The organism is Actinomadura rudentiformis (assembly GCF_008923185.1).
Taxonomy (GTDB): Bacteria; Actinomycetota; Actinomycetes; order Streptosporangiales; family Streptosporangiaceae; genus Spirillospora; species Spirillospora rudentiformis.
Genome location: NZ_WBMT01000019.1, coordinates 161,875 through 183,102, shown reverse-complemented (window position 1 = coordinate 183,102; position 21,228 = coordinate 161,875). Strand labels below are relative to the sequence as shown.

The window sequence follows — 21,228 nt, the reverse complement described above, 5'->3', positions numbered from 1 at the left end:
TCACGTCGTCAGCGGACAACATGGCATCGACCCATGTGAAAGGCCGACGATGCCCCCTGTTGCCAAATCGCTCCTCCGCCTGGGTTCGCGCCTGGGTTCGACTGCCCAGAACGCGTTGGAGGTGGCGCGGTTCGGCGGTCTCGACCTCGATACGGACGCCGACGCCTCCCCGTTCGAGGTGGTGACGGAGCAACGGGTCTACCGTTTGCGGCATTACTTCCCGGAGAGCGTCGACGGCGGCAAGCGGCCGGTGGTGCTGCTCGTACCACCGTTGATGATCACTGCCGAGGTGTACGACATCTCGTCGCGGGTGAGCGCGGTGGGGATGCTCCACGAGCTCGGCGTCGACCCGTGGGTGGTCGACTTCGGCGCGCCCGAGCGCGAGCCGGGCGGGCTGGAGCGCACCGTCACCGACCATGTGGTGGCGGTGAGCGACGCCATCGACCGGATCCGCGAGGCGACCGGGCAGGACGTGCACCTCGCCGGCTACTCGCAGGGCGGCATGTTCGTCTACCAGGCCGCCGCGTACCGCCGCAGCAAGGGCATCGAGTCGCTGATCACGTTCGGCAGTCCCGCCGACATCAGCGTCGGCCTGCCGTTCGGGCTGCCGAGCTGGGTCGCCGCCGAGGGCGCGGGGCGAATCCCCGACCGGCTGCTCGGCAACGTCGCGGTGCCGGGGTGGGTGACGCGGACCGGGTTCCAGCTGCTCAGCCCGGTCAAGTCGGTGCGCAGCCGCATCGACTTCATCCTGCAGCTGCACGATCGGGAACGGCTCGCGCCGCGCGAGCGCCAGCGGCGTTTCCTCGAACGTGAGGGCTGGGTCGCCTGGCCGGGCCCTGCCCTGGCGGAGTTCCTGCGGCAGTTCATCCAGCACAACCGGATGCTCACCGGCGGCTTCGTCATCGGCGACCGCCTCGTGACCCTGGCGGACATCACCTGCCCGGTGGTGACGTTCGTCGGCGAGCTCGACGAGATCGCGCCGCCGCCGATGGTCCGGGGCATCCGCCGGGCGGCGCCGCGGGCCCAGGTGTACGAGGCGTCCCTGCGCGCCGGGCACTTCGGTCTGGTGGTGGGCTCGCTCGCGCTGGCGCAGACCTGGCCCGCCGTCGCGGAGTGGGCGAAGTGGCGCGCCGGGGAGGCCGACCTGCCGGAGATCGTCGTGCCGGTCGAGGGCGAGGCCGCGGCGTCGACCGCGACCCCGCCCGGCGGGACGGTCGGCTACGGCGTCCAACTCGCGACCGGTGTCGGTGCGAGCGCCGTGCGTTCGGCCGCGGTGACCGTCTCCCGGGCGGTACGCGGCGGACGCCAGCTCGCCGGTGAGGCCGCGCAGAACCTGCCCCGCCTTGCCCGCCTCGAACGCATCCAGCCCGACACGCGCATGTCGCTCGGACTCCTCCTCGACGAGCAGGCGCAGCGGGCGCCGGACGACATCTTCTTCCTCTACCAGGGGCGGGCGCACACCCAGGCCGCGGCCAAGACGCGCATCGACGCCGTCGTCCGGGGTCTCATCAGCATCGGCGTCCGGCAAGGCGACGCGGTGGGCGTCCTCATGGAGACCCGGCCGAGCGCACTGGCGCTGGTCGCAGCGCTGAGCCGCCTCGGCGCCGTCGCCGTCCTGCACCGGCCCGACGGCGACCTGGCACGGGAGATCGATCTCGCCCGCGTCACCCGGATCGTGGCGGATCCGCAGAACGCCGCGCGTGCCTGCGAGCTCTCCGGGGATGTGCCCTGCTACATGCTCGGCGGCGGGGAGCGCGGCCCAGGCCTGCCGCTCATGGACATGGAACGCATCGACCCCGGCGAGGTGCCGCTGCCCGGTTGGTACCGGCCCAACCCGGGGCGCGCCGGCGACACCGCGTTCGTGCTGTTCACCGGCGACGGCGAACACCTGAGGGCGGCCCGCATCACCAACCGGCGATGGGCGTTGTCGGCGTTCGGCACGGCCTCGTCGGCCGCGCTCTCAGCGGCCGACACGGTCTTCAGCATCACGCCGTTGCATCACCCGTCGGCCTTGCTGATGAGCCTCGGCGGAGCGGTCGCGGGCGGCGCACGTCTCGCCCTGGCCAGCGCGTACGACCCGGAGACGTTCTGGGACGAGGCGCGGCGCTACGGCGTCACCGTCGCCTCGTACACCTGGACCCTCCTGCGCGACCTGGTGAACGCGCCGCCGCACCCCGGGGAACGGCACCACCCGGTGCGGCTGTTCATCGGCTCCGGCATGCCACGCGGATTGTGGCGACGGGTCGAAGACCGGTTTGCGCCTGCCCGCGTGCTGGAGTTCTACGCCGCCACCGAGGGCGAGGCGATCCTGGTCAACCTCAGCGGCAAGAAGCCCGGGTCACTGGGCCGCCCGCTGCCCGGCAGCGCGGAGGTGCGGCTGGCGCGCTACGACCTGGAGAACGGGCGGCTCGCCGAGGGGCCGGACGGCTTCGCGCAGGAATGCGAGCCGAACGAGATCGGCATGCTGGTCGCACGCGTCAAACCGGGACGCGTCGCAGCGACCCCCCGCGTCGTGCGCGGGGTGTTCAAGCCCGAGGACGCCTGGACGATCACCGGCGACCTGTTCCGCAGGGACGCCGACGGGGACTTCTGGCTGGCCGGCCGGGACGCCGAGCTGATCCGCACCGCGGAGGGCATCGTCCCGCCGGGGCCCATCCGCAACGCCCTCGACGACCTGCCGTACATCGACGCGGTCGCCGTCTACGGCATCCCGGTCGGCGACACCGAGATGGCCGCCGCCGCCGTCACCCTGCGCGGCGACGGCGAGATCAAGCCGGTCGACCTGTCGGAGGCGCTCCTGCGAGTGGAGCCCGAACTGCGCCCCGCGATCGTGCGGGTCGTGGACGACATCCCCGTCACCGCAGGCCGCCGCCTCCGCACGGCGCCGCTCCGCGAAGAGGGCGTCCCCATCCCCTCCGACGGCCGCACCTACTACCGCGACCGCGCCGGCGCGTACCGCCTCCTGACCGACACCGCCCGTCGCCGCATCCTCCGCAACAAATCCGCCGCCAAAGCCCGCTGACCGACTGTGCCCGCGTGGGGCGTGGGGCCGGCGTGAATGTGGGACGGGGTCGGTGACTGCAGCCTGCTCTGGACATGCGGTTGCCGGGTGCGTTACAACAAAGCTACACATTCCGCACATCTGTTCCACGTCCCGGCGCGACCGGGGTCCGGAGGGCCTATGGGCACGAGCATCCTCGCAGCGCCACCGCAAGGCAGTGATCTCAAGCCGGTGAGCGGACAGCCAGGTCTTCCGTACATCGGCAACACGCTCAAGGTCATGCGCGACCCGTTCGGTTTCGCCCGGATGCGGTACGAGCAGTTCGGGCCCGTCACCTGGGGGTGGCTGCTCGGACAACGGATCGTTACCGCGCAGGGACCCGAGGCGGCCGAGGCGGTGCTGGTCAACAGGGACAAGGCCTTCGCGAACGGGCCCGCGTGGAGCTACTTCATCGGGCCGTTCTTCCACCGCGGCATCATGCTCCTGGACTTCGAGGAGCACCTGCACCACCGCCGCATCATGCAGCAGGCGTTCACCAAGGCGCGGCTGCACTCGTACATGGACGCCATGGCGCCCGGGATCAGCAAGGGCCTCGACGCCTGGGAGCCCCAGAGGGGGTTCAAGGTCTACGACCACATCAAGCAGCTCACCCTGGATCTGGCCACGGACGTCTTCATGGGCGTCGAGTTGGAACGTGCCGAGGCCGACAGGGTCAACGGCGCGTTCATCGGCGCCGTGCGGGCGGGGACGGCCTATGTGCGCTTCCCGGTGCCCGGGCTGCGCTGGCACAAGGGCCTGAAGGCGCGCAAGGAGCTGGAGGAGTTCTTCCGCAAGCACCTGCCCGCCAAGCGGCGAGAAGGGGGAGACGACCTCTTCGCCGCGCTGTGCCAGGCGGAGACCGATGACGGCCATCGCTTCACCGATGACGACGTCGTCAACCACATGATCTTCGCACTGATGGCGGCCCATGACACCACCACGATCACGCTCACGACGATGGCGTACTACCTCGCCCAGTACCCCGAGTGGCAGGAACGGGTGCGGGAGGAGTCGCTGGCCCTCGGCGGCCCGCTGCGATTCGACGAGCTCGACAAGCTCGAGTCGATCGACCTGGTGATGAAGGAGGCGACGCGGCTGGTGGCTCCCGTGCCGGCGTTGCCGCGGAAGGTCGTCAAGGACACCTCGATCCTCGGCTTCCACATTCCGGCTGGGACGACCGTGATGGTCCCCGCGCTGACCAACCACCACATGCCCGAATGGTGGCCGGAGCCTGACAGGTTCGACCCGGAGCGGTTCGCCGCAGGCCGCCGCGAGGACAAGGTGCACAAGTACGCGTGGGCGCCGTTCGGCGGTGGCGCGCACAAATGCATCGGCCTGCATTTCGCCGGCATGCAGGTCAAGGGCATCATGCACCAGCTCGTCCAGCGTTACCGGTGGAGCGTGCCCGCAAAGTACGAGTGGCCGCTCGACACCACCTCTCTGCCTTCGCCCAAGGACGGCCTGCCCGTCAAACTGGAGTTGATCCAATGAGCCTGGGGTTGATTCGATGAGCAAGGTCATCGCCATCACCGGCGCCGCACGCGGCATCGGTCTCGCCACCGCCCGCGCGCTGAAGGGCAAGGGCGCCACGGTCGTGATCGGTGACATCGACGAGGCGGCCGTCAAGGAGGCCGGGGACAAGCTCGGCGTCGCGGCGTTCACGGTCGACGTCACCTCGCGCGAGTCGTTCGACGCCTTCCTGGGCAAGGTCGAATCCGAGGCCGGCGAGCTGGACGTGCTCGTCAACAACGCCGGCATCATGCCGATCGGGCCGGTGACCGCGGAAAGCGACGCCGACGCCCGCCGGTGCATCGACATCAACGTGCACGGTGTCATGCTCGGCACCAAGCTCGCCCTGGACCGCATGCTCTCGCGGGGTCACGGGCAGATCATCAACATCGCCTCGGTCGCGGGCGTGGTGCCGACGCCCGGGATGGCCCTCTACAACGCGAGCAAGGCCGCCGTCGTCGCGTTCACCGAGGCCACCCGGCTGGAGGTGCAGGATCGTGGCGTCCACGTCTCGGCGGTGCTGCCCACGTTCACCAACACCGAGCTGATCGCGGGCACCCGCAGCCCGAAGGGCCAGAAGAACGCCGAGCCGGAGGACATCGCCGCCGCCGTCGTCGCGCTGGTCGGCAAGCCCCGCCCGCAGGTGGTGGTCCCGGCGAAGCTCGCAGCCCAGATCCGCCTCGGCGCTCTCCTCCCGGACCGCCTCAAGCAGGCGATCGCGCGCCGCTACGGCCTCGACAAGATCTTCCTGGAGTACGACGCGGACGCTCGCAAGTCCTATGACGCCCGCATTCGCAATTAGCCGTCAGCGGGGGTGGCCGTCGCGGCGGAAGGCCGCCCTTGCCTGAGGGAGATAGCGGATGGCTTCGGGCAGTAGCGGCCAGGCTCGGTTGAGCCGGCGGACTCCGGCGGCGAAGCGCTGGTAACGGCGCTCGTCGGCGGCGGTCCACGGCAGGTCGAGCAGTTCGCGCATGCGGGGATGCAGGCCACCGACCGTGATGAAGCGGGCCACAGAGTTGAACGGCGGCGAGATCACACGCCACAACGCGGCCGGAACCTTCGGCGGGGCAGGCAGGCCCTTGGTGACGTAGCCGACGCCATAGCGGGCGGTCTTGTGCGGGACGACGACCTCTTCGAGCATCTGCTTCCAGTACGCCTGGAAGGCCTCCCAGTCTTCGGGCATGCCTCGGTCGCTCACCCCGTACATGCGGAACCAGGTCTTGGACTCCTCATAGATCCGGCGCTTCTCGGATTCGCTGAGGGGCCGGATGAACGTCTCGATCCCGTAGACCATGGTGTCGAGGAAGGTCGCATGCGCCCAGAAGTAGGTCTCCGGATCGAGCGCGTGATAGCGGGAGCCGTCCGGCATCGTGCCCTTGATGTCCCGGTGGTAGTCGCGGACCCGCCGCCCGACCTCCGCCGACCGCGAACCGCCGTACACCGTGTTGAGGATCGGCCCGGCGGACCGCTTGAGGCGCGCGAACGTCTCGGAGAAGAACACCGAGTGGTCCAGAACGCCCTGGCCGAGCGCGGGCAGCATGTTCTGCAGCAAGGCCGCGCGCGGGCCCACCAGCAACATCCGCGTGTCGCCGAAGTATCGCCAGGTCAACGAGTCCGGACCGAGCGGCTCGGTCTCCGTCATGGGCCACCGCCAGGGAGTGCGAGGAACAGAACTACGAAGATTGTAGCTGTGTCTCGTTGCGGGTTACAGTAGGGGATCCGGCCAGGAAATAGGGTTATGACCATGGACGCTGCGTTGACCGGGCTGCTCGCCGCCACCCCTGACACCGACGATCTGGACACCCGGATCCTCGACGCCGCCCTGGCGGAGTTCGAGACGTACGGGCTGCGCCGCGTCAGCGTCGAGGACGTCGCCAAGCGCGCCGGAGTCGCCCGCACGACGATCTACCGCCGGTTCACGAACAAGGAGCAGCTCCTCCAGGCCGTGATCCTGCGCGAGGTGCACCGCTTCCTCACCGCCATCGCCGACGCGACCGAAGACCTGCCCTCGCCCGAGGACGCCGTGGTCGAGGGCTTCGTCGCCGGCCTCCAGGGCGCCCGTACCCACCCGCTCATGACCCGGGTCCTGCAGAGCGAGCCCGAGGCGTTCCTCCCGCAGCTCAGCATGAACGGCGGCGCCGTCATGGTCGCCGCCCGCGACATCCTCGCCGACCGCCTCCGCCGCGCCCGTCCCGACGACCCCCAGGACTTCGCGACGGTCGCCGAGGTGCTCCTGCGCGTAGCGCTTTCCCTTCTCCTGGTCCCCGGCGGCGGCCTGACCCTGGACGACGAACCCGCCATCCGCGCCTTCGCCCGCGACCACCTCACCCGCATGCTCCACGCCCACTGACGCGCATCGCCCTGCGCGACGTTCGTTGTGATCTTCATTTCACCTGGCTGCCCCCCGCGGCCGGCAGGGACCGGCGCCGGTCGAAGGGCCGAAGTATTGTAGGTCACAGCGGCAAAAACCTGAAGATTTCCTGTTCTTTCCTCCCTGGGGCGCGTAGACTTTCGTCAGTCCGGTAGTAAGGGCATACTTCTCTTGAGGCTGACTCGCCTACCCAAGCGCCCCCCGAAGGGGTCGTCACGCGCTTGGCGCGGCCGTAGCGGCTTCCCGGCGGCACCCGTCCGCCGGTACGACCGCCCACCGGTTCACCCGAAGTCCCTCTGATTCAGATCTGCGCGCCGTCGCAGGTAGGAGAATGTCGTGACGCCCAGCCATGCCCGTGGAGCGGAGCAGACCCTGTCTGTCCTGCGGAGACCCGCGTACACCGTCGTCCGGTTGCGCGGTGAGCTCGACCTCGCCACCGCGCCGCCGCTTCGTGACCGGTTGTCGGACGTGATCCGAACCGACACCCGGCTGCTGATCCTCGACCTGTCGGCGGTGTCGTTCTGCGACGCGACCGGCCTGACCGTTCTGACAGGCGTGCGCCGCCGCGCCTCCGTCGTCGGTGCCGCCCTCGTGGTGGCGGCGCCCTGCTCCCAAGTGACCAAGCTGCTGCGCGCGACCGGCCTGGAGCGCGACTTCACCATCCGCGCAACCGTCGCCGACGCCCTCGCCTGGCCGCTGACCAGGCACGCCGCCATCAGGCCTTGCCGCGCCCAAGCCCCCGCCCTTCGCTGACCGCGCCGGCACCGCCGTTTCGACTCTTGAACCCGCGCCGCCCACCGCGTCTGTTGCGCTGCGCCGATGGTTCCGTTGGGATGGGGCGCTCACGTACGCTCGTTTGAACTTCGTTCTAGTCCGGGTGGGCGCGCATGGAGACGGTCGTTCAGACGACGTACGGCAAGGTCCGCGGCAAGGTTGAGGACGGGGTCGCCGCGTTCCTCGGGATCCCGTACGCTGCGCCGCCGTTCGGTCCCCACCGTTTCCAGGGACCGCAGCCGCCCGAGCCTTGGGAGGGCGTGCGGGACGCCTTGGAGTACGGGCCGACCGTGCCCAAGCCCGGTTATCCGAAGCCGTACGACGCACTGCTGCCAGACCCCGTGATCCCGGGTGAGGACTGCCTCAACCTGAACGTGTGGACACCCGGCGGCTCCGGATTGCCGGTCATGGTGTGGATCCACGGCGGTGCCTTCCGCAACGGCTCGGGCGCGGTGGACATCTACAACGGCCGGCCGTTCGCCCGTGACGGCGTGGTGTGTGTGACGATCAACTACCGGCTGGGTGTCGAGGGTTTCGCCTACCTGCCGGGCGCGCCGCTCAACCGAGGTCTGCGCGACCAGATCGCGGCGCTGGAGTGGGTACGCGACAACATCGCGGCGTTCGGCGGTGATCCGGAGCGGGTGACGGCGTTCGGCGAATCGGCCGGTGCGATGAGCGTCACCACGCTTCTTTCGCTGGATCTCGGTCTCTTCCACCGGGCGATCGCGCAGTCCGGCGCCGGCAGCATCGCCCAGTCGCCCGAGGACGCGCTGCTGGTCACCAAGGAGATGGCCACGCGGCTGGGCGTCGAGCCCACCGCCGAGGGCTTCGCCGCGCTCGACCCGGCCACGATCATTCCGGTGCAGGCAGCGGTCGCCGCGGAGGTCGCGGCGCTGCCCGATCCCGGTCGCTGGGGCCGGACGACCGCGGCGGCGGCCATGTCGCTCATGCCGGTGCTGGACGGTGATCTCTATGCCCGGCGTGCGGAGGACGCGATCGCGGACGGCGCGGGACGTGACGTGGACCTGCTCATCGGCTCCACGGCCGAGGAGTTCCGCCTCTTCTTGATGCCGAACGGGCTGGCCGACGTGGTCACACCCGACCTGGTGAACGTCATCGCCACCGGCTTCGGCATCCAGCCGTCCGTCACCGCCGCCTACCGCGACAACCACGCCGACCTGTCGGCCGGTGAGGTGCTGGCCCTGCTGATCACCGACAGCTTCTTCCGCCTGCCCGCCAACCGGATCGCGGAGGCGCACTCGCCGACCTGGATGTACGAGTTCGCCTGGTGCTCGCCCAATCTCGGCCTTGGTGCGTGCCATGGCTTGGAGCTCGGCTTCGTCTTCGACAACCTGCGCTCGCCCGACGCCCTGGGGATGGCGGGAGAGAATCCGCCCCAAGAGCTGGCCGACGTCATGCACCGGGCGTGGGTCGACTTCGCCGTCCACGGCGATCCGGGCTGGCCGCAGTTCGACCCCTCCACCCGTTCCGTCAAGGTCTTCGACGGCGCCACAAACGAGGTCGTTCAGGATCCGCGCGGTGACGACCGCAAAGTCTGGGACTGCCTGTGACGATTTTCCGTCGCTGCGCGTAGCTAGGGCTTGGTGGTCGTAGCCGGGGTGCTGCTGGGAGTGGCTGCTCGTCCTGCCGCGTCCTGGACCGCCGGGGGCTTCAGGAAGCTCGTACCCCAGGCGACCGGGATGACGATCACAGCGATGATCAAGCCAGTGATCACTGCGGACGAGGCGGTGGAGTTGCCGATCGCCACGCCACCGGCGGCCGAGCCGAACGCGATGCCCACGTTGACCGCGGAGGCGGGCAGCGACTGCGCCAGCGCGCCGCCGGGTCCGGCCAGGCTCATCACGCGGTACTGGAGCGAGGGCGTCATGACGCCGACGAACAGGCCCAAGGCCAGCAGCCCCAGCGCCGCGAGGACCGCGATCGCGCCGAGGAGGTAGAGCGCCAGCAGGGAGACCGCGACGCCGGCGGTCCCGACGATGAGGGTGCGCGCGGCGTTGGCGTCGGCGAACCGGCCACCGCTGAACGAACCCGCCGCCGTGGCCGCGCCGTAGGCCAGGAGGAACACACTGATCAGCGTGCCGGAGACGCCGGTGATGCCCTGGAGGAACGGCACGAGGTAGGTCAGGGCCGCATATAGCGCGGCGTAGATGAGCAGGGTCAGGGCCAGTACGGCGAGGACGCGTGGAGCAAAGGCGTGCTTGGCCTGGCCGGCAGCGCCGCTGCCGGTGCCGGGCACCGGCGGGACCAGCACCAGCGTGGCAAGCAGCGCGACCACGGTGAGCCCGACGACTGCGGTGAACGAGCCGCGCCAGCCCAGCGCCTGGCCGACCAGCGTGCCCAGCGGCGAGCCCAGCGCGGCCGATACCGCGACGCCGGAGATGACCACTGACATCGCCCGGCCCATGCGTTCCGGCGGAACGACCGCGATACCGGCCGTGAACGCAGCACCGATGAACACGCCCTGCAGCGCTCCGGCGACGACCCGCGCCGCGAGGAACAGGCCGTAATCGGTGATCAGTACCAAAAGCAGATTGGCCAGCGCGAACAGAAGGAGCGCGCCGATCAGAACGGACCTCCTGTTCAGTTTGATGGTCAGCGCGGTCAGGATCGGGCCGCCGATGGCCAGGCCCGCCGCGTAGGCGGTCACCAGCGTGCCGGCCGCGGGGATGGAGACCTGGAGATCGGCGGCGATCAGGTCGAGCACGCCGACCACGAGCAGTTCGGCACTGCCCAGCACGAACATGCCGAGGAACAGTGTGGCCAGGGTGAGGCGCGCTCTGCCGGGGCTCAGTACTGCTTGCTGAGTATTCATGTCCTTCTTTCTTGGAGTCCCCAGGCGCCTCTGGCGGCACGACGGGAAAACGGACCGATCGGTCCCGGACTGATCGGTCCCAATCATTGGAGGAGGGTCGACGGGATGTCAAGGTCGCCGCGTTGAAGATTCCGGACCTATCGGTCCGCTATGCTGGCGGGGGGAGGAGAAGATGGCACGAAAGCCTGATCCGGGGACCCGCGACCGCATCCTGAGCGTCGCGTCCCGCCTGTTCCAGGAGCACGGCCCGGACGGGGTGGGGCTGCAGCAGATCATCGATGAGTGCGGCTGCGGCAAGAACGTGCTCTATCGCGAGTTCGGCAGCAAGGATGATCTGGTGGTCGCCTATCTGGACCGCTGCAGGCAGGAGGGGGCCGACTTGATCGAGAAGGCGATCCGGCCGTTGCCCGAAGATCCGGCGGGCCGGCTCATCGCCATCGTGGGCGCGGTGGCCCAGCGCTCCGCCACCCCCGGATTCCGCGGCTGCCCTCTTCGCAACAGCCTGCCCAGCTTTCCCGACGCCGGTCACCCGGCTCGCCGGATCATCCTGGACTACCACACCGCCAGGCGGGCCCTCCTGCGGGATCTCGCCGAGCAGGCGGGAGCGCGGGATCCGCGAGCGCTGGCCGACAAGATCATGCTGCTCATCGACGGTCTGCACGCGAGCGGCCCCGTGCTGGGCGAGGAAGGGGCGGGCGAAGCGGCCGTCGCTTTCGCGAAGGAGGCCGTGAGCGCCGCCATTGGGACAGCGGTAGCGCAGCAGGGCGGCGCCTGAGCGGGCAGTTCGACTTCGGTTAACTCGGAGATATATTCGGTCTATGCGAAGTGATGCTCCGCCGCTGTTGCCGATCTTCAGATCCAGGCATCAGGCCGACCTGCTCACCGTGCTGTTCTTCCACCCCGGCCAGGACTTCACGCTGGCCGACCTCTCGCGGCGGCTGGGCGTGTCGATGTCCACGCTGCACGGCGAGGTGGGGAGGTTGCTGGACGCCGAACTCATCACGGCGCGGCCGGTCGGCCGGTCCCGGCTGTTGCGGGCCAACACCGGGCATCTGGTCGCCGACGCGCTGGCCCGGCTGCTCACCCTCACGTTCGGCCCCCAGGTGGCCGTGGCCGACTCGTTCGCCCAGGTGGCCGGGGTCCGGACGGTGCTGATCTTCGGCTCGTGGGCACGGCGCTATGAGGGAGAGGCCGGCCCGGCCCCGAACGACGTGGACGTGCTCGTGCTCGGGGACGTCGACCGCGCGGAGGTCTACGAGGCGGCGGAGGCCGTTCAGGACCGGCTCGACCTGCCGGTCAATCCGGTCGTCCGGCCTCCCGATCGCTGGCTGGCCGACACGGATCCGCTCGTTCAGCAGGTCAAGGCATCACCGTTCGTGATCGCATACGGTGATCTTCCGGCGGACGGGTGAGGCGGCATGGCGCGTTGGACACGAGGTGAAGCCGTCATCGAGCGGCTGATCGCCACCGGGGAACTGCAGAAGGTCCAGGGTCCGGCAGCCGACGGCGAACCCTGGCTGGCCAAGGCGCAGCGGACCTATGCCTCGGCGGTCGTCCTTGGTGCTACCGACCGCGACAGCGCTTACGTCCTCGCATATGACGCCGCGCGCCTCGCGGGGACCGCTGTGCTCGCTCACCAGGGGCTCCGGCCGACGACCAAGGGCGGGCACCTGGTCGTGGACGAGGTGTTGCGCGCCCAGTTCGGCGAGGTCTTCAAGCCGTTCAGAGGTCTTCGCATCCGCCGCAACGAGCTGGAGTATCCGGCCTTCCCGGGCGACAGCGCGGACGAGGCCGAGATCGAGAAGGCGCTGAGCAGTGCTGACCACATCGTGCGGGCGGCGCAGAAGCTTCTTCCCAGTCTCGGCATCTTCTGAGTGTTGCCATTTTGGCAACGATGTTTGTCAATCTGGCGACACATCGTTGACAGTGTGGCCATGAACACCACGAAGTACGACGTCATCGTGATCGGTGGGGGCGCGGCGGGGCTCAGCGGGGCCCTGGCTCTGGCACGCTCACGCCGTTCGGTATTGGCGATCGACGCCGGCGAGCCGCGCAACGCCCCGGCCGGACACATCCACAACTACCTCGGGCGCGAGGGCACGCCCCCCGGCGAGCTCCTGGCCATCGGCCGGGACGAGGTCACGGCCTACGGCGGCGAGATCGTCTCCGGGACCGTGACCGCGGCCCGCAAGGCGGACGACGGCTTCCACGTCGAGCTGGCCGACGGAAGGGCCGCGCACGCGCGCCGGTTGCTGATCACTACCGGGCTGGTGGACGAGCTGCCCGACGTGCCAGACATCGCCGAACGATTCGGGCGCGACGTCCTGCATTGCCCGTACTGCCACGGCTGGGAGGTGCGCGACCAGGCGATCGGTGTCCTGGGCACCAATCCGTTCGGGCTGCACCAGGCCAAGCTCTTCAGCCAGCTGAGCGCCGACGTGACCTACTTCGTCCACACCGGGCCCGCACCCTCCGAGGCCGAACGCGAGCAACTGGCCAAGCGCGGGATCACCTTTGTTGAAGGCGAGGTCGCCGGCATCGAAGTCCGTGACGACCAGCTCACCGGCGTACGGCTGCGTTCCGGCGAGGTCGTTTCGCGCCAGGCCCTTGTGGTCTCGCCGCGCTTCACCGCCCGGGCCGATCTGTTCGAGCCGCTCGGCCTGAAGCCGGAGGAGCTGGAGGTGGGCGGCCACGTCTTCGGCAGTTACATCGCGGCCGACCCGAGCGGCGCCACCTCTGTCCCGGGCGTCTATGTGGCCGGCAACGTGACCGACCTCAAGGCGCAGGTCATCGTGTCCGCCGCGGCCGGGCTGACCGCCGGCGCCATGATCAACAACGATCTCGTCGAGGAGGACGTCCAGAATGTTCGATGAGACCTACTGGGAGGAGCGCTACAGCTCCCACGAGCACATCTGGAGCGGCCGTCCCAACGTCCAGCTGGTGGCCGAGACCTCCGAGCTGACTCCGGGCACCGCGCTCGACGTCGGCTGCGGCGAGGGCGCGGACGCCGTCTGGCTGGCGGAACGCGGCTGGAAGGTCACGGCGGTCGACTACTCCACGACCGCGCTCGAACGGGGCGCCGCGAACGACACCACCAAGAGCGTCGAGTGGGTGCAGGGCGACATGAACACCTGGGAGCCCGGCCGGCGGTTCGACCTGATCTCCTCGCAGTTCACCCACCCGCCGGACGGGCCGCGGCAGATCCTGTTCGCCCGGCTCGCCGACATGGTGGCCCCGGGCGGCACCCTGCTGATCGTCGCGCATCATCCCTCCGACATGGAGACCAAGGTGCGGCCTCTGCAGATGCCCGAGCTCTTCTACACCGCCGAGGAGGTCGCGGACTCGCTCGCAAAGGACGAGTGGGAGATCGTCACCGCCGAGGCTCGTCCGCGCCTTGAAAAGCACAAAGACGGGGGGCAGGTCACGGTTCACGACACCGTCCTGCGAGCCCGCCGCCGTACCTGACATTCTCGGCCGATGGCCGATATGTCGTGGATGAGTGCTGAATACGCCGACCGCAAAGCCGCAGCGGAGTCGCGGGTCATCCAGTGGGTGCCGTACACGGACCAGGCGTACGCGGTCGACCCGCTCTACTTCCTGGCACTGCGGTTTCCGGTCGGCGAGCGGCTCGACGGATCCGAGGGCCTCGACGGATCCGAGGGCCTCGACGGACCTGAGGGCCTCGACGGACCTGAAGGCGCCGCCTATTGGTACGGCCTGGACGACGGCGGCCGGGTCTGGGTCGAACGGCAGCACACCACATTCGAAGACAGGCACTACGAGACGTTCTTCGTGCATGGTCCGTCCGGGCCGGCCGAGCTCGCGCGCTTCACGTACTCACCGGACAAGGCGGCCATCCGCCACGAGATCTTCACCTACGACGGGGGACGGCTGGCGACCGCCGAGTACCAGGCGACCGGCGGTTGCGGCCGCTCCCGCTTCTCGTACGAGGACGAACGGCTGGTCCGGGTGGACGAGGAGCACGGCGACACCCTCGATCGGCTCAGCCCGTTCGTCACGATCAACGTCGAGCATGACGCGGAGGGCGAGATCACCAAGGTGACCAGGGGCAGCCAGGTCGCCTACCGGGCACTGCCCGCCGGGACGAGCGTCAAGGAGATCGAACGTGCCTTCGTGGACAGGCTCGTCGAGGCCGTCCCCGACGCCGTGACGGCCGACCCGCCGCCGGTGACGCCCGCCTGCCTGGCACTGCTGTATTCGCCAGGGCAGTTCGCCGTTCTGCCGCCGCTTCTGGCGCTCCCGGCGAGTGAGGGCGCAGCGGGCATTGTCGCTCTCCTCACCGATGCCGATTTCCACGAACTCGACATCACCGAGGAGCGGGCTCCAGAGCTCTACGAGCTGGCCTGCTATCTCGACCAGACGTGCCTGGAGGACGGACGGCTGCAGACACTGCTGAACGAGGCGAGCCAGCGGCTGAACGAACTCGACTGGCGGAATCACCTCGCAGTGGCGGACGACTTCCTTGTGTTCGCCACGGACCTGGAGCAGGTCCATTTGGAAAAGAACCTCCGCGCCGTCACCACACCCGAACGGGCCGCCCACATCCTCGACGCCGTCGAGTGAGACATTTCACCCTCGGCGCCTGAGTATGCGTACTCAGGCGGCGAGCGTCCGGCGACATCATGATTGCGGTCATGAGAGCAAAGATCGGCCTTGCGGCCGCCGGAAGCGCACTGTCCCTGACCGCGTGCGGGACGCTTCCCGCCAGTTCGTCGGCGGCATCATCGGACACGGCTTCTGCGCGCGGGTGGCGCGTACTCAAGACCGCGTCCTGGCTGGCGGTCGACCCGGAGGTCGTCGCCACCGGGCCGAACGAGGCGTGGGCCTTCGGGGGCCGGGGGCGGACGGACCGCACCCGATGGCCGTCGGCCGCACGGTGGGATGGCAAGAAGTGGCGCGACGTCGCGCTGCCGCTCGGCAGAGAAGGCGCGATCGCGGCCGCGAGCGCATCGGCGCGCACCAATGTCTGGGCCGTGACCAGAGGCGGGAAGAGCCCCGCGGTCGTGCGCTGGAACGGCCGGAAGTGGCAGGTGACCGGGCGGCTGGGGAGCATGACGATCACCGACATGGTCGCCCTGGGGCCGAAGGACGTCTGGGTGTTCGGGACCGCCAGGTCGCCCCAAAGCGGTGTCACCTGGCATTACAACGGCCGCGGCTGGAGGAGGGTCCCCACGCCGTTCGCCGTCTTCCAGGCCGGCGCCCGTTCTGCCACGGACATCTGGGCAGTCGGGATGGGCAGGGGCGGCCGCCAGATGGTCGGTCGCTACGACGGCCGTCGATGGCGGACGGTGGAGAGCGGCGTGCCCCGGGTCCGTGGCACGTTCAACAGCGTCACCGCCACCCCGAACGGCGTCTGGATCACCGTCGATCCGGCCTTGGCGGAAGGGCCGGGCGCCGGGGCGTCCCTGCTCTCGTTCGACGGCCGGAAGTGGCGGTTCCAGAAGATGGGAAAGACCGTCGGATACTGGGCCGAGAACTCCGCGCCGGTGCCCGACGGAAAGGGCGGCATGTGGTTCCTCGGCACGACGGAGCCCGGCGTCTTGAAGGCTCGGCTGGTGCACCGTTCCGCATCCGGCAAGTGGACCATTCATCCCGTACGGGTCAAGGGATATGACGAGTTGGAGCTCGGGACGCTCGCCCGGCTACCAGGGACGTCGCAATTGCTGGCAGCCGGAAGGGCCTACGGGCGTGCCGAGACCGGGGCGATCGTGTCCTACCGGTGATCGAGCACCCTGTCGGCGACGTGTTCGGCGATGGCCAGGGACGACGTCGCCGCGGGGGAGGGCGCGTTGCGGACGGTGGTGATGGGCCCGATCGAGCCGATGCGGAAGTCGTCCACGAGGGAGCCGTCCGCGTCCACTGCCTGCGCCCGTACCCCGGCGGGTGCAGGCACCATGTCGGCGGCCGTCAACTCCGGTACGAAGGCCTGCGCTTCGGCGAGGAACGCGCGTTTGACCGCCGAGCCGTACATCTCCTTGATCCCCGTACGCCAATGCTGCCGTGCCAGGCGTCGGAAGCCTGGCCAGCGAAGGGTCTCCCAGAGGTCGGCCGGGCGGATGTCGCGGCGACGGTAGCCCTCCCGGGCCAGCGCCAGGACGGCGTTCGGGCCGACGTCGACGCCGCCGTCCACCCGGCGTGTGAAATGCACGCCGAGGAACGGATAGCGCGGATCGGGCACGGGATAGATCAGTCCGCGGACGAGGTCCGTTCGGGCCGGGACGAGACGGTAGTACTCGCCTCGGAACGGCACGATCGCGGGTGCGGGGGCGTCCCCGGCCAGCCTCGCCACCCGGTCGGAGTGCAGCCCGGCGCACACGACCAGGCGGTCGAAGGTGAGTTCGTCGTCCGGTGCCCAGACCACGACCTGATCACCTGCGCGCCGCAGCCCGACGACCTCGAAGCCGAGCCGGATCTCGCCGCCCGCCTTGGCCACGTCGTCGGCGTACGCGCGGGCCACCGCGGGGAAGTCCACGATCGCGGTCGTGGGGGAATGCAGGGCGGCCTCGCCGGTCGCATGTGGTTCGATCTCGCGGAGCTCGGCGGCGGACAGGCGGCGCAGCCCGGGCACGCCGTTCTCGGTCGCACGCCGCTCGATCTCTGCGAGGGCGCCCAGTTCGCCGGCGGAACGCGCGATCACGACCTTGCCGCACTCGTCGTACGGCAGGCCGCGATCGGCGCAGTAGTCCTTGAGGAGGTTGATGCCGCGCCGGCACAGGGTGGCCTTGAGCGATCCGGGGGCGTAGTACAGCCCGGCATGCGCGACGCCGCTGTTGTGGCCGGTCTGGTGAGCGGCGATCCGGTCTTCCTTGTCGACGACCGTGACCGCGGCGTCCGGGCGCAGCTCAGCGAGCCGCCTGGCCACCGCGAGGCCGAGAATGCCCGCACCCACCACGCCGATCCGAGTCACGAGCCGATGCTCGCACACCACCCCCGGCCGTAGGTCGGCGCGGGCCACGGATCAGAGACCGGCAGGCCACGGATCAGAACTTCGGGTCAGCTGCCGAGACGCTTGCGGCCCTGGGCGCGTACGCGCTTGCGCTGGGAGGGGTCGAGCATGAGGTAGCCCGCGAGCGGTGCCCCCAGGACGCCGAGGATGATCAGCGCGGTGACCCACCACGGGAAGATGAACAGGGTGAGGAAGCCAACGACGACACCGCCGATGACGAATTTGGTCTTGGTGGACATCTCCTACCTCCGTATGGCCGCCCGATTGTTCAACGGCTGCGAAGGGGCCGCCGGTTCCGCCATCCCACAGCCCCCGCCCAACCGCCCTTTCAACGGACAAGCTCCGCTTGGCTCCACGATATGTCGCGAGTGTCCCGGCCGTCCAAAGAGTGCGAAGCGTATTCGATCAGATGCGGAGAGAGAGCTGGCCGCCGCCCAGCGTGCGGAGCACGTCGGCGTGCAGCTTGCCGTTGGTGCAGACCACGCTGCCGCCGTCCGGGCCCGGGACGCCGGCCAGGTCGGTGAACATGCCGCCCGCCTCCTCGACGATCACCTGCAGGGCGGCGAGGTCCCAGAGGGAGACCTCGGGCTCGGTGGAGATGTCGACGGCGCCCTCGGCGACCATCATGTGCGACCAGAAGTCGCCGAAGGCCCGGGTGCGCCAGACCGAGCGGCCGAGGTCGAGGAAACGTTCCAGCCGCCCCTGCTCCTCCCAGCCGCTGAGGCTGGAGAACGAGAGCGAGGCGTCCGACAGTTCGGAGATGGAGGAGACCTGCAGCCGGGTGGCGCGGGCGAGGCTCCGGCCCGTCCAGGCGCCGCCGCCGCGGGCGGCCCACCAGCGGCGGTTGAGCGCGGGCGCCGAAACCAGGCCGACGACGACCTCGTCGTACTCCATCAGCGCGATGAGCGTGGCCCACACCGGGACGCCGCGGACGAAGTTCTTGGTGGCGTCGATCGGGTCGATGACCCAGCAGCGCGCGCCGTAACCGGTCCTGCCGTACTCCTCGCCCAGGACGGCGTCCCGGGGGCGGGCACGCTTGAGGGTGCCGCGGATCTGTTCTTCGACGCTGCGGTCGGCGTCACTGACCGGGGTCAGGTCAGGCTTGGTCTCGATCCTCAGATCGAGCGCCTTGAACCTTTTGGTCGTGATGTCGTCGGCCGCGTCCGCCAGCACATGGGCGAGACGCAGGTCATCGGAATAGCCTGCCACGGCGTGACACGCTACCGTGATCACGCCCTGCGCCGACACTCTTACCGGGTGGAAGAACCTTCGACGCTCGGACAAGGCGTTGCGGGAGGCTGATCGGCTCCGTTAATGGGAGCATGGGCGGATGGCGCACGACCTTCCCGGGTGGGTGGCCGAACTGACCGACCCACGCCGGGCGCAGACGCTCGAAGAGCTCGCCGACCGGCTCGTCCCGCTCGCCGAACACGCGATCGACGTGTCCCGGCGGTTGCAGGCGCTGCTCAACGAGCTCAACGACCCGTTCCGCCGGGAGGCCCTGTACGGACGGGTGGAACGGCTGAAGAGCCGAGCCGGTGAGGCGCTCGACGAGATCGCCGCCGAGATCGGGGCGTCCGGGGAGAGCCGGATCGAGAAGATCTGGGCCGACTGGATCGAACGGGCAGGTCCCGGCGAACGCGACGCGGTCAAGGTCAGGGAGCTGCGTCGCCGTCTGGAGACCGATGTGGTGCCGGTGCTCACCGAGCAGCAGCAGGCGGTGGCCACGCAGGTCGCCGCCCGGACGTCGGCCGCCCTGGAAGAGGCCACCCAGACGCTGCTCACGCGGGTCGAGGAGCTGGCCAAGGCGGTGACCGACCTGATCCACGAGGTGCTGCCGCTGGCCCGTGAGGGGCTCACGCTCGCCAGCCGGATCTCCGCCCTGTCCAGCCGGGCCCGCAAGACGGGCCGCGGCCCGATCCCGGACGAGCTCCAGGAGCTGGGCGCCGAGACCTCGCGTGCCTTCGACGAGGCGGTCGCCCGGCTGGAGCTGGAGTGGGCCGCGCTCGGGGCACGTTCGGCGACGGTGCGGGCGGCGCTGCGCGGCGCCGAGGAGACCGCGTTCAGCCATGTGACCACGGCGATGACGTTGTGCGTGGAGGATCTGGCACCCGATCACGTCAAGGTGCTCAACGAGGCCGAGGAACGCGCCAACGAGCTGTACGACGAGCTCAGCCAGAGCTGAGCGGGGCCCCGGCGGTGGTCGCCGATCATGTGCGGTGGTCAGCCGATCGCCTGTGGGAAGCGGAAGAGCCGTTTCGGGTCGTACGCGGCCTTGACCTTGGTCAGGCGGTCGAGGTTGGGCCCGTAGTACGCCTGGCGCCAGCTCGTGAGCTCGGGGTCGATGTAGTTGACGTACGCGGCGCCGCCCGCGTACGGCTCCATGGCGTCATGGGTGCCGCGCAGCCACTCGCGGTCGCCGCCGTTCGCCAGGTACTGGATGCAGTACAGGCCTTCCCTGTGCGGGAACGCGGTGTCGCCGGGCCGCAGCCGCTTGACGGCGCCGCCGAGCGCGTCCATGAGCACTGACCTGCCCGTCACATCGTTGCCGCGGGTGAACCGCGCGATCAGGGTGGCGATGGCGTCGTCCGAGAGCGGGCGCGACACGATGTGCGATTTGCCCGCGTAGTTCGTTCGCGGGAAACGTCCTGTGGGGCGCTGTCCCGGCAGCGTGCCCTGGCCGTGGCAGCCGTCGATCGTCCGGCCTCCGCAGCCGCCCACCTGTTGCATGGTCGCCAGGTGGGAGCGGCGCTGGAGGTTCGGCCCGTCCGGGTCGCTGCCCACGGCGGCGGCGAGCCGGGCGAGATCGCGGCCGGCGTCGGAGAGCGCCACCCCCGTGATCTCGATCGTCGGGGTGCCCGCGGAGGGCTGGGCGTTGATATGGGCGCTGGTCCAGACGCCGTCGGCGGCGGACGGCAGCCAGCGTTGCCAGCCGCTGATCACGGCGGCCGCACGTGACCAGGGCCAGCGCAGGTCGAACGTGGTCAGGTCGGCGGCCTCGTGCGTCCGGAACGTGAACTCCACCGCGACCCCGAAGTTGCCGCCGCCACCGCCCCGGCACGCCCAGAAGAGTTCGGGCTCCCGCTCGGCGTCACAGGTGAGGACGCGGCCATCGGCGGTCACGATCCGTGCCGACTCCAGAACGTCGCAGGTCAGGCCATGTGCACGGGACAGGACCCCGAAGCCGCCGCCCAGCGTCAGCCCCGCGACGCCCACGGTCGGGCACGTGCCCGCGGGCACACCGCGGCCTTCACGTGAGAGCCGGTCGTACAGATCGATCAACCGGGTCCCTGCGCCGACCACCGCCCGCCCGCCGCCGTACTCGACCGTGCTCATCGCGGACACGTCGATCACCAGGCCTGATCCGGTGGACCAGCCCGCGTAGTTGTGCCCGCCGCAGCGCACCGCCACCGGCAGCCGCTGCCGGGCCGCGAACGCCACGCACTCGGCCACGTCCTGCGCGTTGTCGCAGTACACGATCCCTGCCGGGCGGATGCGGTCATACCGGGGGATGTAGAGGCGGCGAGCCCGGTCGTACGAGGCGTCGCCGGGCCGGATCAGCCGCCCGTCCAGGCTGCGGGCGAGGGCGTTCCAGTCGGCCGCGCCGGTCGGGCCGGGAGAGGCGGAGGAGGGGGCGGCAGGACGCCGCGAGGGTTTGGCCGGCTCGTCCGAGGAACACCCCGCTGCGAGGGCGCTCAACGCGGTGGTCGCAAGAAACCCTCGTCGCTCCATAT

General features: G+C 69.9%; 20 protein-coding genes. 14 read left to right on the top strand and 6 right to left on the bottom strand.

Translation table 11 applies throughout. The features are described from left to right. Window positions 1–49: 49 nt before the first annotated feature. The 3 genes from F8566_RS35230 to F8566_RS35220 all read left to right on the top strand — a co-directional run bounded on the left by F8566_RS35230 (window position 50) and on the right by F8566_RS35220 (window position 5,351). The gene (locus F8566_RS35230; RefSeq protein WP_151566192.1) at window positions 50–3,022 is read left to right on the top strand and encodes an AMP-binding protein; all 2,973 of its coding nucleotides are present in this window, start codon (window positions 50–52) and stop codon (window positions 3,020–3,022) included. A gap of 159 nt (window positions 3,023–3,181) precedes the next feature. Then, complete coding sequence (locus F8566_RS35225; protein ID WP_151566191.1) at window positions 3,182–4,531, top strand: cytochrome P450; 1,350 nt, start codon at window positions 3,182–3,184, stop codon at window positions 4,529–4,531. A gap of 16 nt (window positions 4,532–4,547) precedes the next feature. Then, window positions 4,548–5,351: an SDR family oxidoreductase gene (locus F8566_RS35220; protein ID WP_151566190.1), complete on the top strand. Its 804-nt coding sequence runs from the start codon at window positions 4,548–4,550 to the stop codon at window positions 5,349–5,351. Window positions 5,352–5,354: 3 nt separating this feature from the next. Here the strand turns inward: F8566_RS35220 and F8566_RS35215 are convergent, their stop codons facing one another. Beyond that, entirely contained in the window at window positions 5,355–6,191 is an 837-nt protein-coding gene (locus F8566_RS35215) for an oxygenase MpaB family protein (protein ID WP_151566189.1), read from the bottom strand. A 102-nt stretch (window positions 6,192–6,293) separates the two neighbouring features. On the opposite strand from F8566_RS35215, the gene F8566_RS35210 reads away from it, so the two are divergent. From F8566_RS35210 to F8566_RS35200, 3 genes are all read left to right on the top strand, one after another. Then, window positions 6,294–6,899: a TetR/AcrR family transcriptional regulator gene (locus tag F8566_RS35210; protein WP_192810024.1), complete on the top strand. Its 606-nt coding sequence runs from the start codon at window positions 6,294–6,296 to the stop codon at window positions 6,897–6,899. Between the two features lie 357 nt (window positions 6,900–7,256). After that, window positions 7,257–7,673, top strand: coding sequence for an STAS domain-containing protein (locus F8566_RS35205; protein WP_151566187.1), 417 nt, complete (start codon window positions 7,257–7,259; stop codon window positions 7,671–7,673). Between the two features lie 134 nt (window positions 7,674–7,807). Beyond that, window positions 7,808–9,265: a carboxylesterase/lipase family protein gene (locus F8566_RS35200; protein WP_151566186.1), complete on the top strand. Its 1,458-nt coding sequence runs from the start codon at window positions 7,808–7,810 to the stop codon at window positions 9,263–9,265. Between the two features lie 23 nt (window positions 9,266–9,288). On the opposite strand, the gene F8566_RS35195 is transcribed toward F8566_RS35200, so the two are convergent. Beyond that, window positions 9,289–10,527 carry an MFS transporter gene (locus F8566_RS35195; protein ID WP_151566185.1) on the bottom strand — a complete coding sequence of 413 codons (1,239 nt, stop codon included), beginning with the start codon at window positions 10,525–10,527 and terminating at the stop codon, window positions 9,289–9,291. Window positions 10,528–10,699: 172 nt separating this feature from the next. On the opposite strand from F8566_RS35195, the gene F8566_RS35190 reads away from it, so the two are divergent. The 7 genes from F8566_RS35190 to F8566_RS35160 all read left to right on the top strand — a co-directional run bounded on the left by F8566_RS35190 (window position 10,700) and on the right by F8566_RS35160 (window position 16,271). Next, window positions 10,700–11,302 (top strand): TetR/AcrR family transcriptional regulator, encoded by a 603-nt coding sequence (locus tag F8566_RS35190; protein WP_151566184.1) that lies wholly within the window; start codon window positions 10,700–10,702, stop codon window positions 11,300–11,302. A gap of 43 nt (window positions 11,303–11,345) precedes the next feature. After that, window positions 11,346–11,939, top strand: a complete 594-nt coding sequence (locus F8566_RS35185; protein WP_151566183.1) for a MarR family transcriptional regulator — start codon at window positions 11,346–11,348, stop codon at window positions 11,937–11,939. Between the two features lie 6 nt (window positions 11,940–11,945). Continuing rightward, complete coding sequence (locus F8566_RS35180) at window positions 11,946–12,401, top strand: hypothetical protein (protein WP_151566182.1); 456 nt, start codon at window positions 11,946–11,948, stop codon at window positions 12,399–12,401. 60 nt (window positions 12,402–12,461) lie between these two features. Then, a complete protein-coding gene (locus F8566_RS35175) occupies window positions 12,462–13,400 on the top strand; it encodes an NAD(P)/FAD-dependent oxidoreductase (RefSeq protein ID WP_151566181.1) in 939 nt (312 codons plus the stop codon). Continuing rightward, window positions 13,390–13,992 carry a class I SAM-dependent methyltransferase gene (locus F8566_RS35170; protein ID WP_151566180.1) on the top strand — a complete coding sequence of 201 codons (603 nt, stop codon included), beginning with the start codon at window positions 13,390–13,392 and terminating at the stop codon, window positions 13,990–13,992. Before F8566_RS35175 ends, F8566_RS35170 begins: the two co-directional genes overlap by 11 nt. Window positions 13,993–14,022: 30 nt before the next feature. Continuing rightward, window positions 14,023–15,111, top strand: a complete 1,089-nt coding sequence (locus tag F8566_RS35165) for a hypothetical protein (RefSeq protein WP_151566179.1) — start codon at window positions 14,023–14,025, stop codon at window positions 15,109–15,111. Between the two features lie 71 nt (window positions 15,112–15,182). Further along, window positions 15,183–16,271 (top strand): hypothetical protein, encoded by a 1,089-nt coding sequence (locus F8566_RS35160; RefSeq protein WP_151566178.1) that lies wholly within the window; start codon window positions 15,183–15,185, stop codon window positions 16,269–16,271. Here the strand turns inward: F8566_RS35160 and lhgO are convergent. From lhgO to hisN, 3 genes are all read right to left on the bottom strand, one after another. Further along, on the bottom strand, window positions 16,262–17,455 hold the full coding sequence (lhgO, locus tag F8566_RS35155; protein ID WP_225993784.1) for an L-2-hydroxyglutarate oxidase: 1,194 nt from the start codon (window positions 17,453–17,455) through the stop codon (window positions 16,262–16,264). The two genes, F8566_RS35160 and lhgO, sit on opposite strands and share 10 nt — an antisense overlap. Before the next feature lie 86 nt (window positions 17,456–17,541). Further along, window positions 17,542–17,733 (bottom strand): hypothetical protein, encoded by a 192-nt coding sequence (locus F8566_RS35150; protein WP_151566177.1) that lies wholly within the window; start codon window positions 17,731–17,733, stop codon window positions 17,542–17,544. Between the two features lie 166 nt (window positions 17,734–17,899). Next, entirely contained in the window at window positions 17,900–18,703 is an 804-nt protein-coding gene (gene hisN / locus F8566_RS35145) for a histidinol-phosphatase (RefSeq protein ID WP_151566176.1), read from the bottom strand. A 121-nt stretch (window positions 18,704–18,824) separates the two neighbouring features. Between hisN and F8566_RS35140 the strand changes: the two genes are divergently transcribed. Then, window positions 18,825–19,679: a hypothetical protein gene (locus F8566_RS35140; protein WP_151566175.1), complete on the top strand. Its 855-nt coding sequence runs from the start codon at window positions 18,825–18,827 to the stop codon at window positions 19,677–19,679. Window positions 19,680–19,717: 38 nt separating this feature from the next. Here the strand turns inward: F8566_RS35140 and F8566_RS35135 are convergent, their stop codons facing one another. Beyond that, window positions 19,718–21,226, bottom strand: a complete 1,509-nt coding sequence (locus F8566_RS35135) for an FAD-binding oxidoreductase (protein ID WP_151566174.1) — start codon at window positions 21,224–21,226, stop codon at window positions 19,718–19,720. Window positions 21,227–21,228: the final 2 nt, after the last annotated feature.

Excerpts from the sequence above, each read along its gene's own strand:
- F8566_RS35135 (WP_151566174.1), bottom strand. The coding sequence starts at position 21,226 with ATGGAGCGACGAGGGTTTCTTGCGACCACCGCGTTGAGCGCCCTCGCA.
- F8566_RS35160 (WP_151566178.1), top strand. The coding sequence starts at position 15,183 with ATGAGAGCAAAGATCGGCCTTGCGGCCGCCGGAAGCGCACTGTCCCTG.
- F8566_RS35185 (WP_151566183.1), top strand. The coding sequence starts at position 11,346 with ATGCGAAGTGATGCTCCGCCGCTGTTGCCGATCTTCAGATCCAGGCAT.
- F8566_RS35200 (WP_151566186.1), top strand. The coding sequence starts at position 7,808 with ATGGAGACGGTCGTTCAGACGACGTACGGCAAGGTCCGCGGCAAGGTT.
- F8566_RS35230 (WP_151566192.1), top strand. The coding sequence starts at position 50 with ATGCCCCCTGTTGCCAAATCGCTCCTCCGCCTGGGTTCGCGCCTGGGT.
- F8566_RS35140 (WP_151566175.1), top strand. The coding sequence starts at position 18,825 with ATGGCGCACGACCTTCCCGGGTGGGTGGCCGAACTGACCGACCCACGC.
- F8566_RS35170 (WP_151566180.1), top strand. The coding sequence starts at position 13,390 with ATGTTCGATGAGACCTACTGGGAGGAGCGCTACAGCTCCCACGAGCAC.
- F8566_RS35195 (WP_151566185.1), bottom strand. The coding sequence starts at position 10,527 with ATGAATACTCAGCAAGCAGTACTGAGCCCCGGCAGAGCGCGCCTCACC.
- F8566_RS35225 (WP_151566191.1), top strand. The coding sequence starts at position 3,182 with ATGGGCACGAGCATCCTCGCAGCGCCACCGCAAGGCAGTGATCTCAAG.
- F8566_RS35220 (WP_151566190.1), top strand. The coding sequence starts at position 4,548 with ATGAGCAAGGTCATCGCCATCACCGGCGCCGCACGCGGCATCGGTCTC.
- F8566_RS35190 (WP_151566184.1), top strand. The coding sequence starts at position 10,700 with ATGGCACGAAAGCCTGATCCGGGGACCCGCGACCGCATCCTGAGCGTC.
- F8566_RS35175 (WP_151566181.1), top strand. The coding sequence starts at position 12,462 with ATGAACACCACGAAGTACGACGTCATCGTGATCGGTGGGGGCGCGGCG.
- F8566_RS35150 (WP_151566177.1), bottom strand. The coding sequence starts at position 17,733 with ATGTCCACCAAGACCAAATTCGTCATCGGCGGTGTCGTCGTTGGCTTC.
- F8566_RS35180 (WP_151566182.1), top strand. The coding sequence starts at position 11,946 with ATGGCGCGTTGGACACGAGGTGAAGCCGTCATCGAGCGGCTGATCGCC.
- F8566_RS35165 (WP_151566179.1), top strand. The coding sequence starts at position 14,023 with ATGAGTGCTGAATACGCCGACCGCAAAGCCGCAGCGGAGTCGCGGGTC.
- F8566_RS35210 (WP_192810024.1), top strand. The coding sequence starts at position 6,294 with ATGGACGCTGCGTTGACCGGGCTGCTCGCCGCCACCCCTGACACCGAC.
- F8566_RS35215 (WP_151566189.1), bottom strand. The coding sequence starts at position 6,191 with ATGACGGAGACCGAGCCGCTCGGTCCGGACTCGTTGACCTGGCGATAC.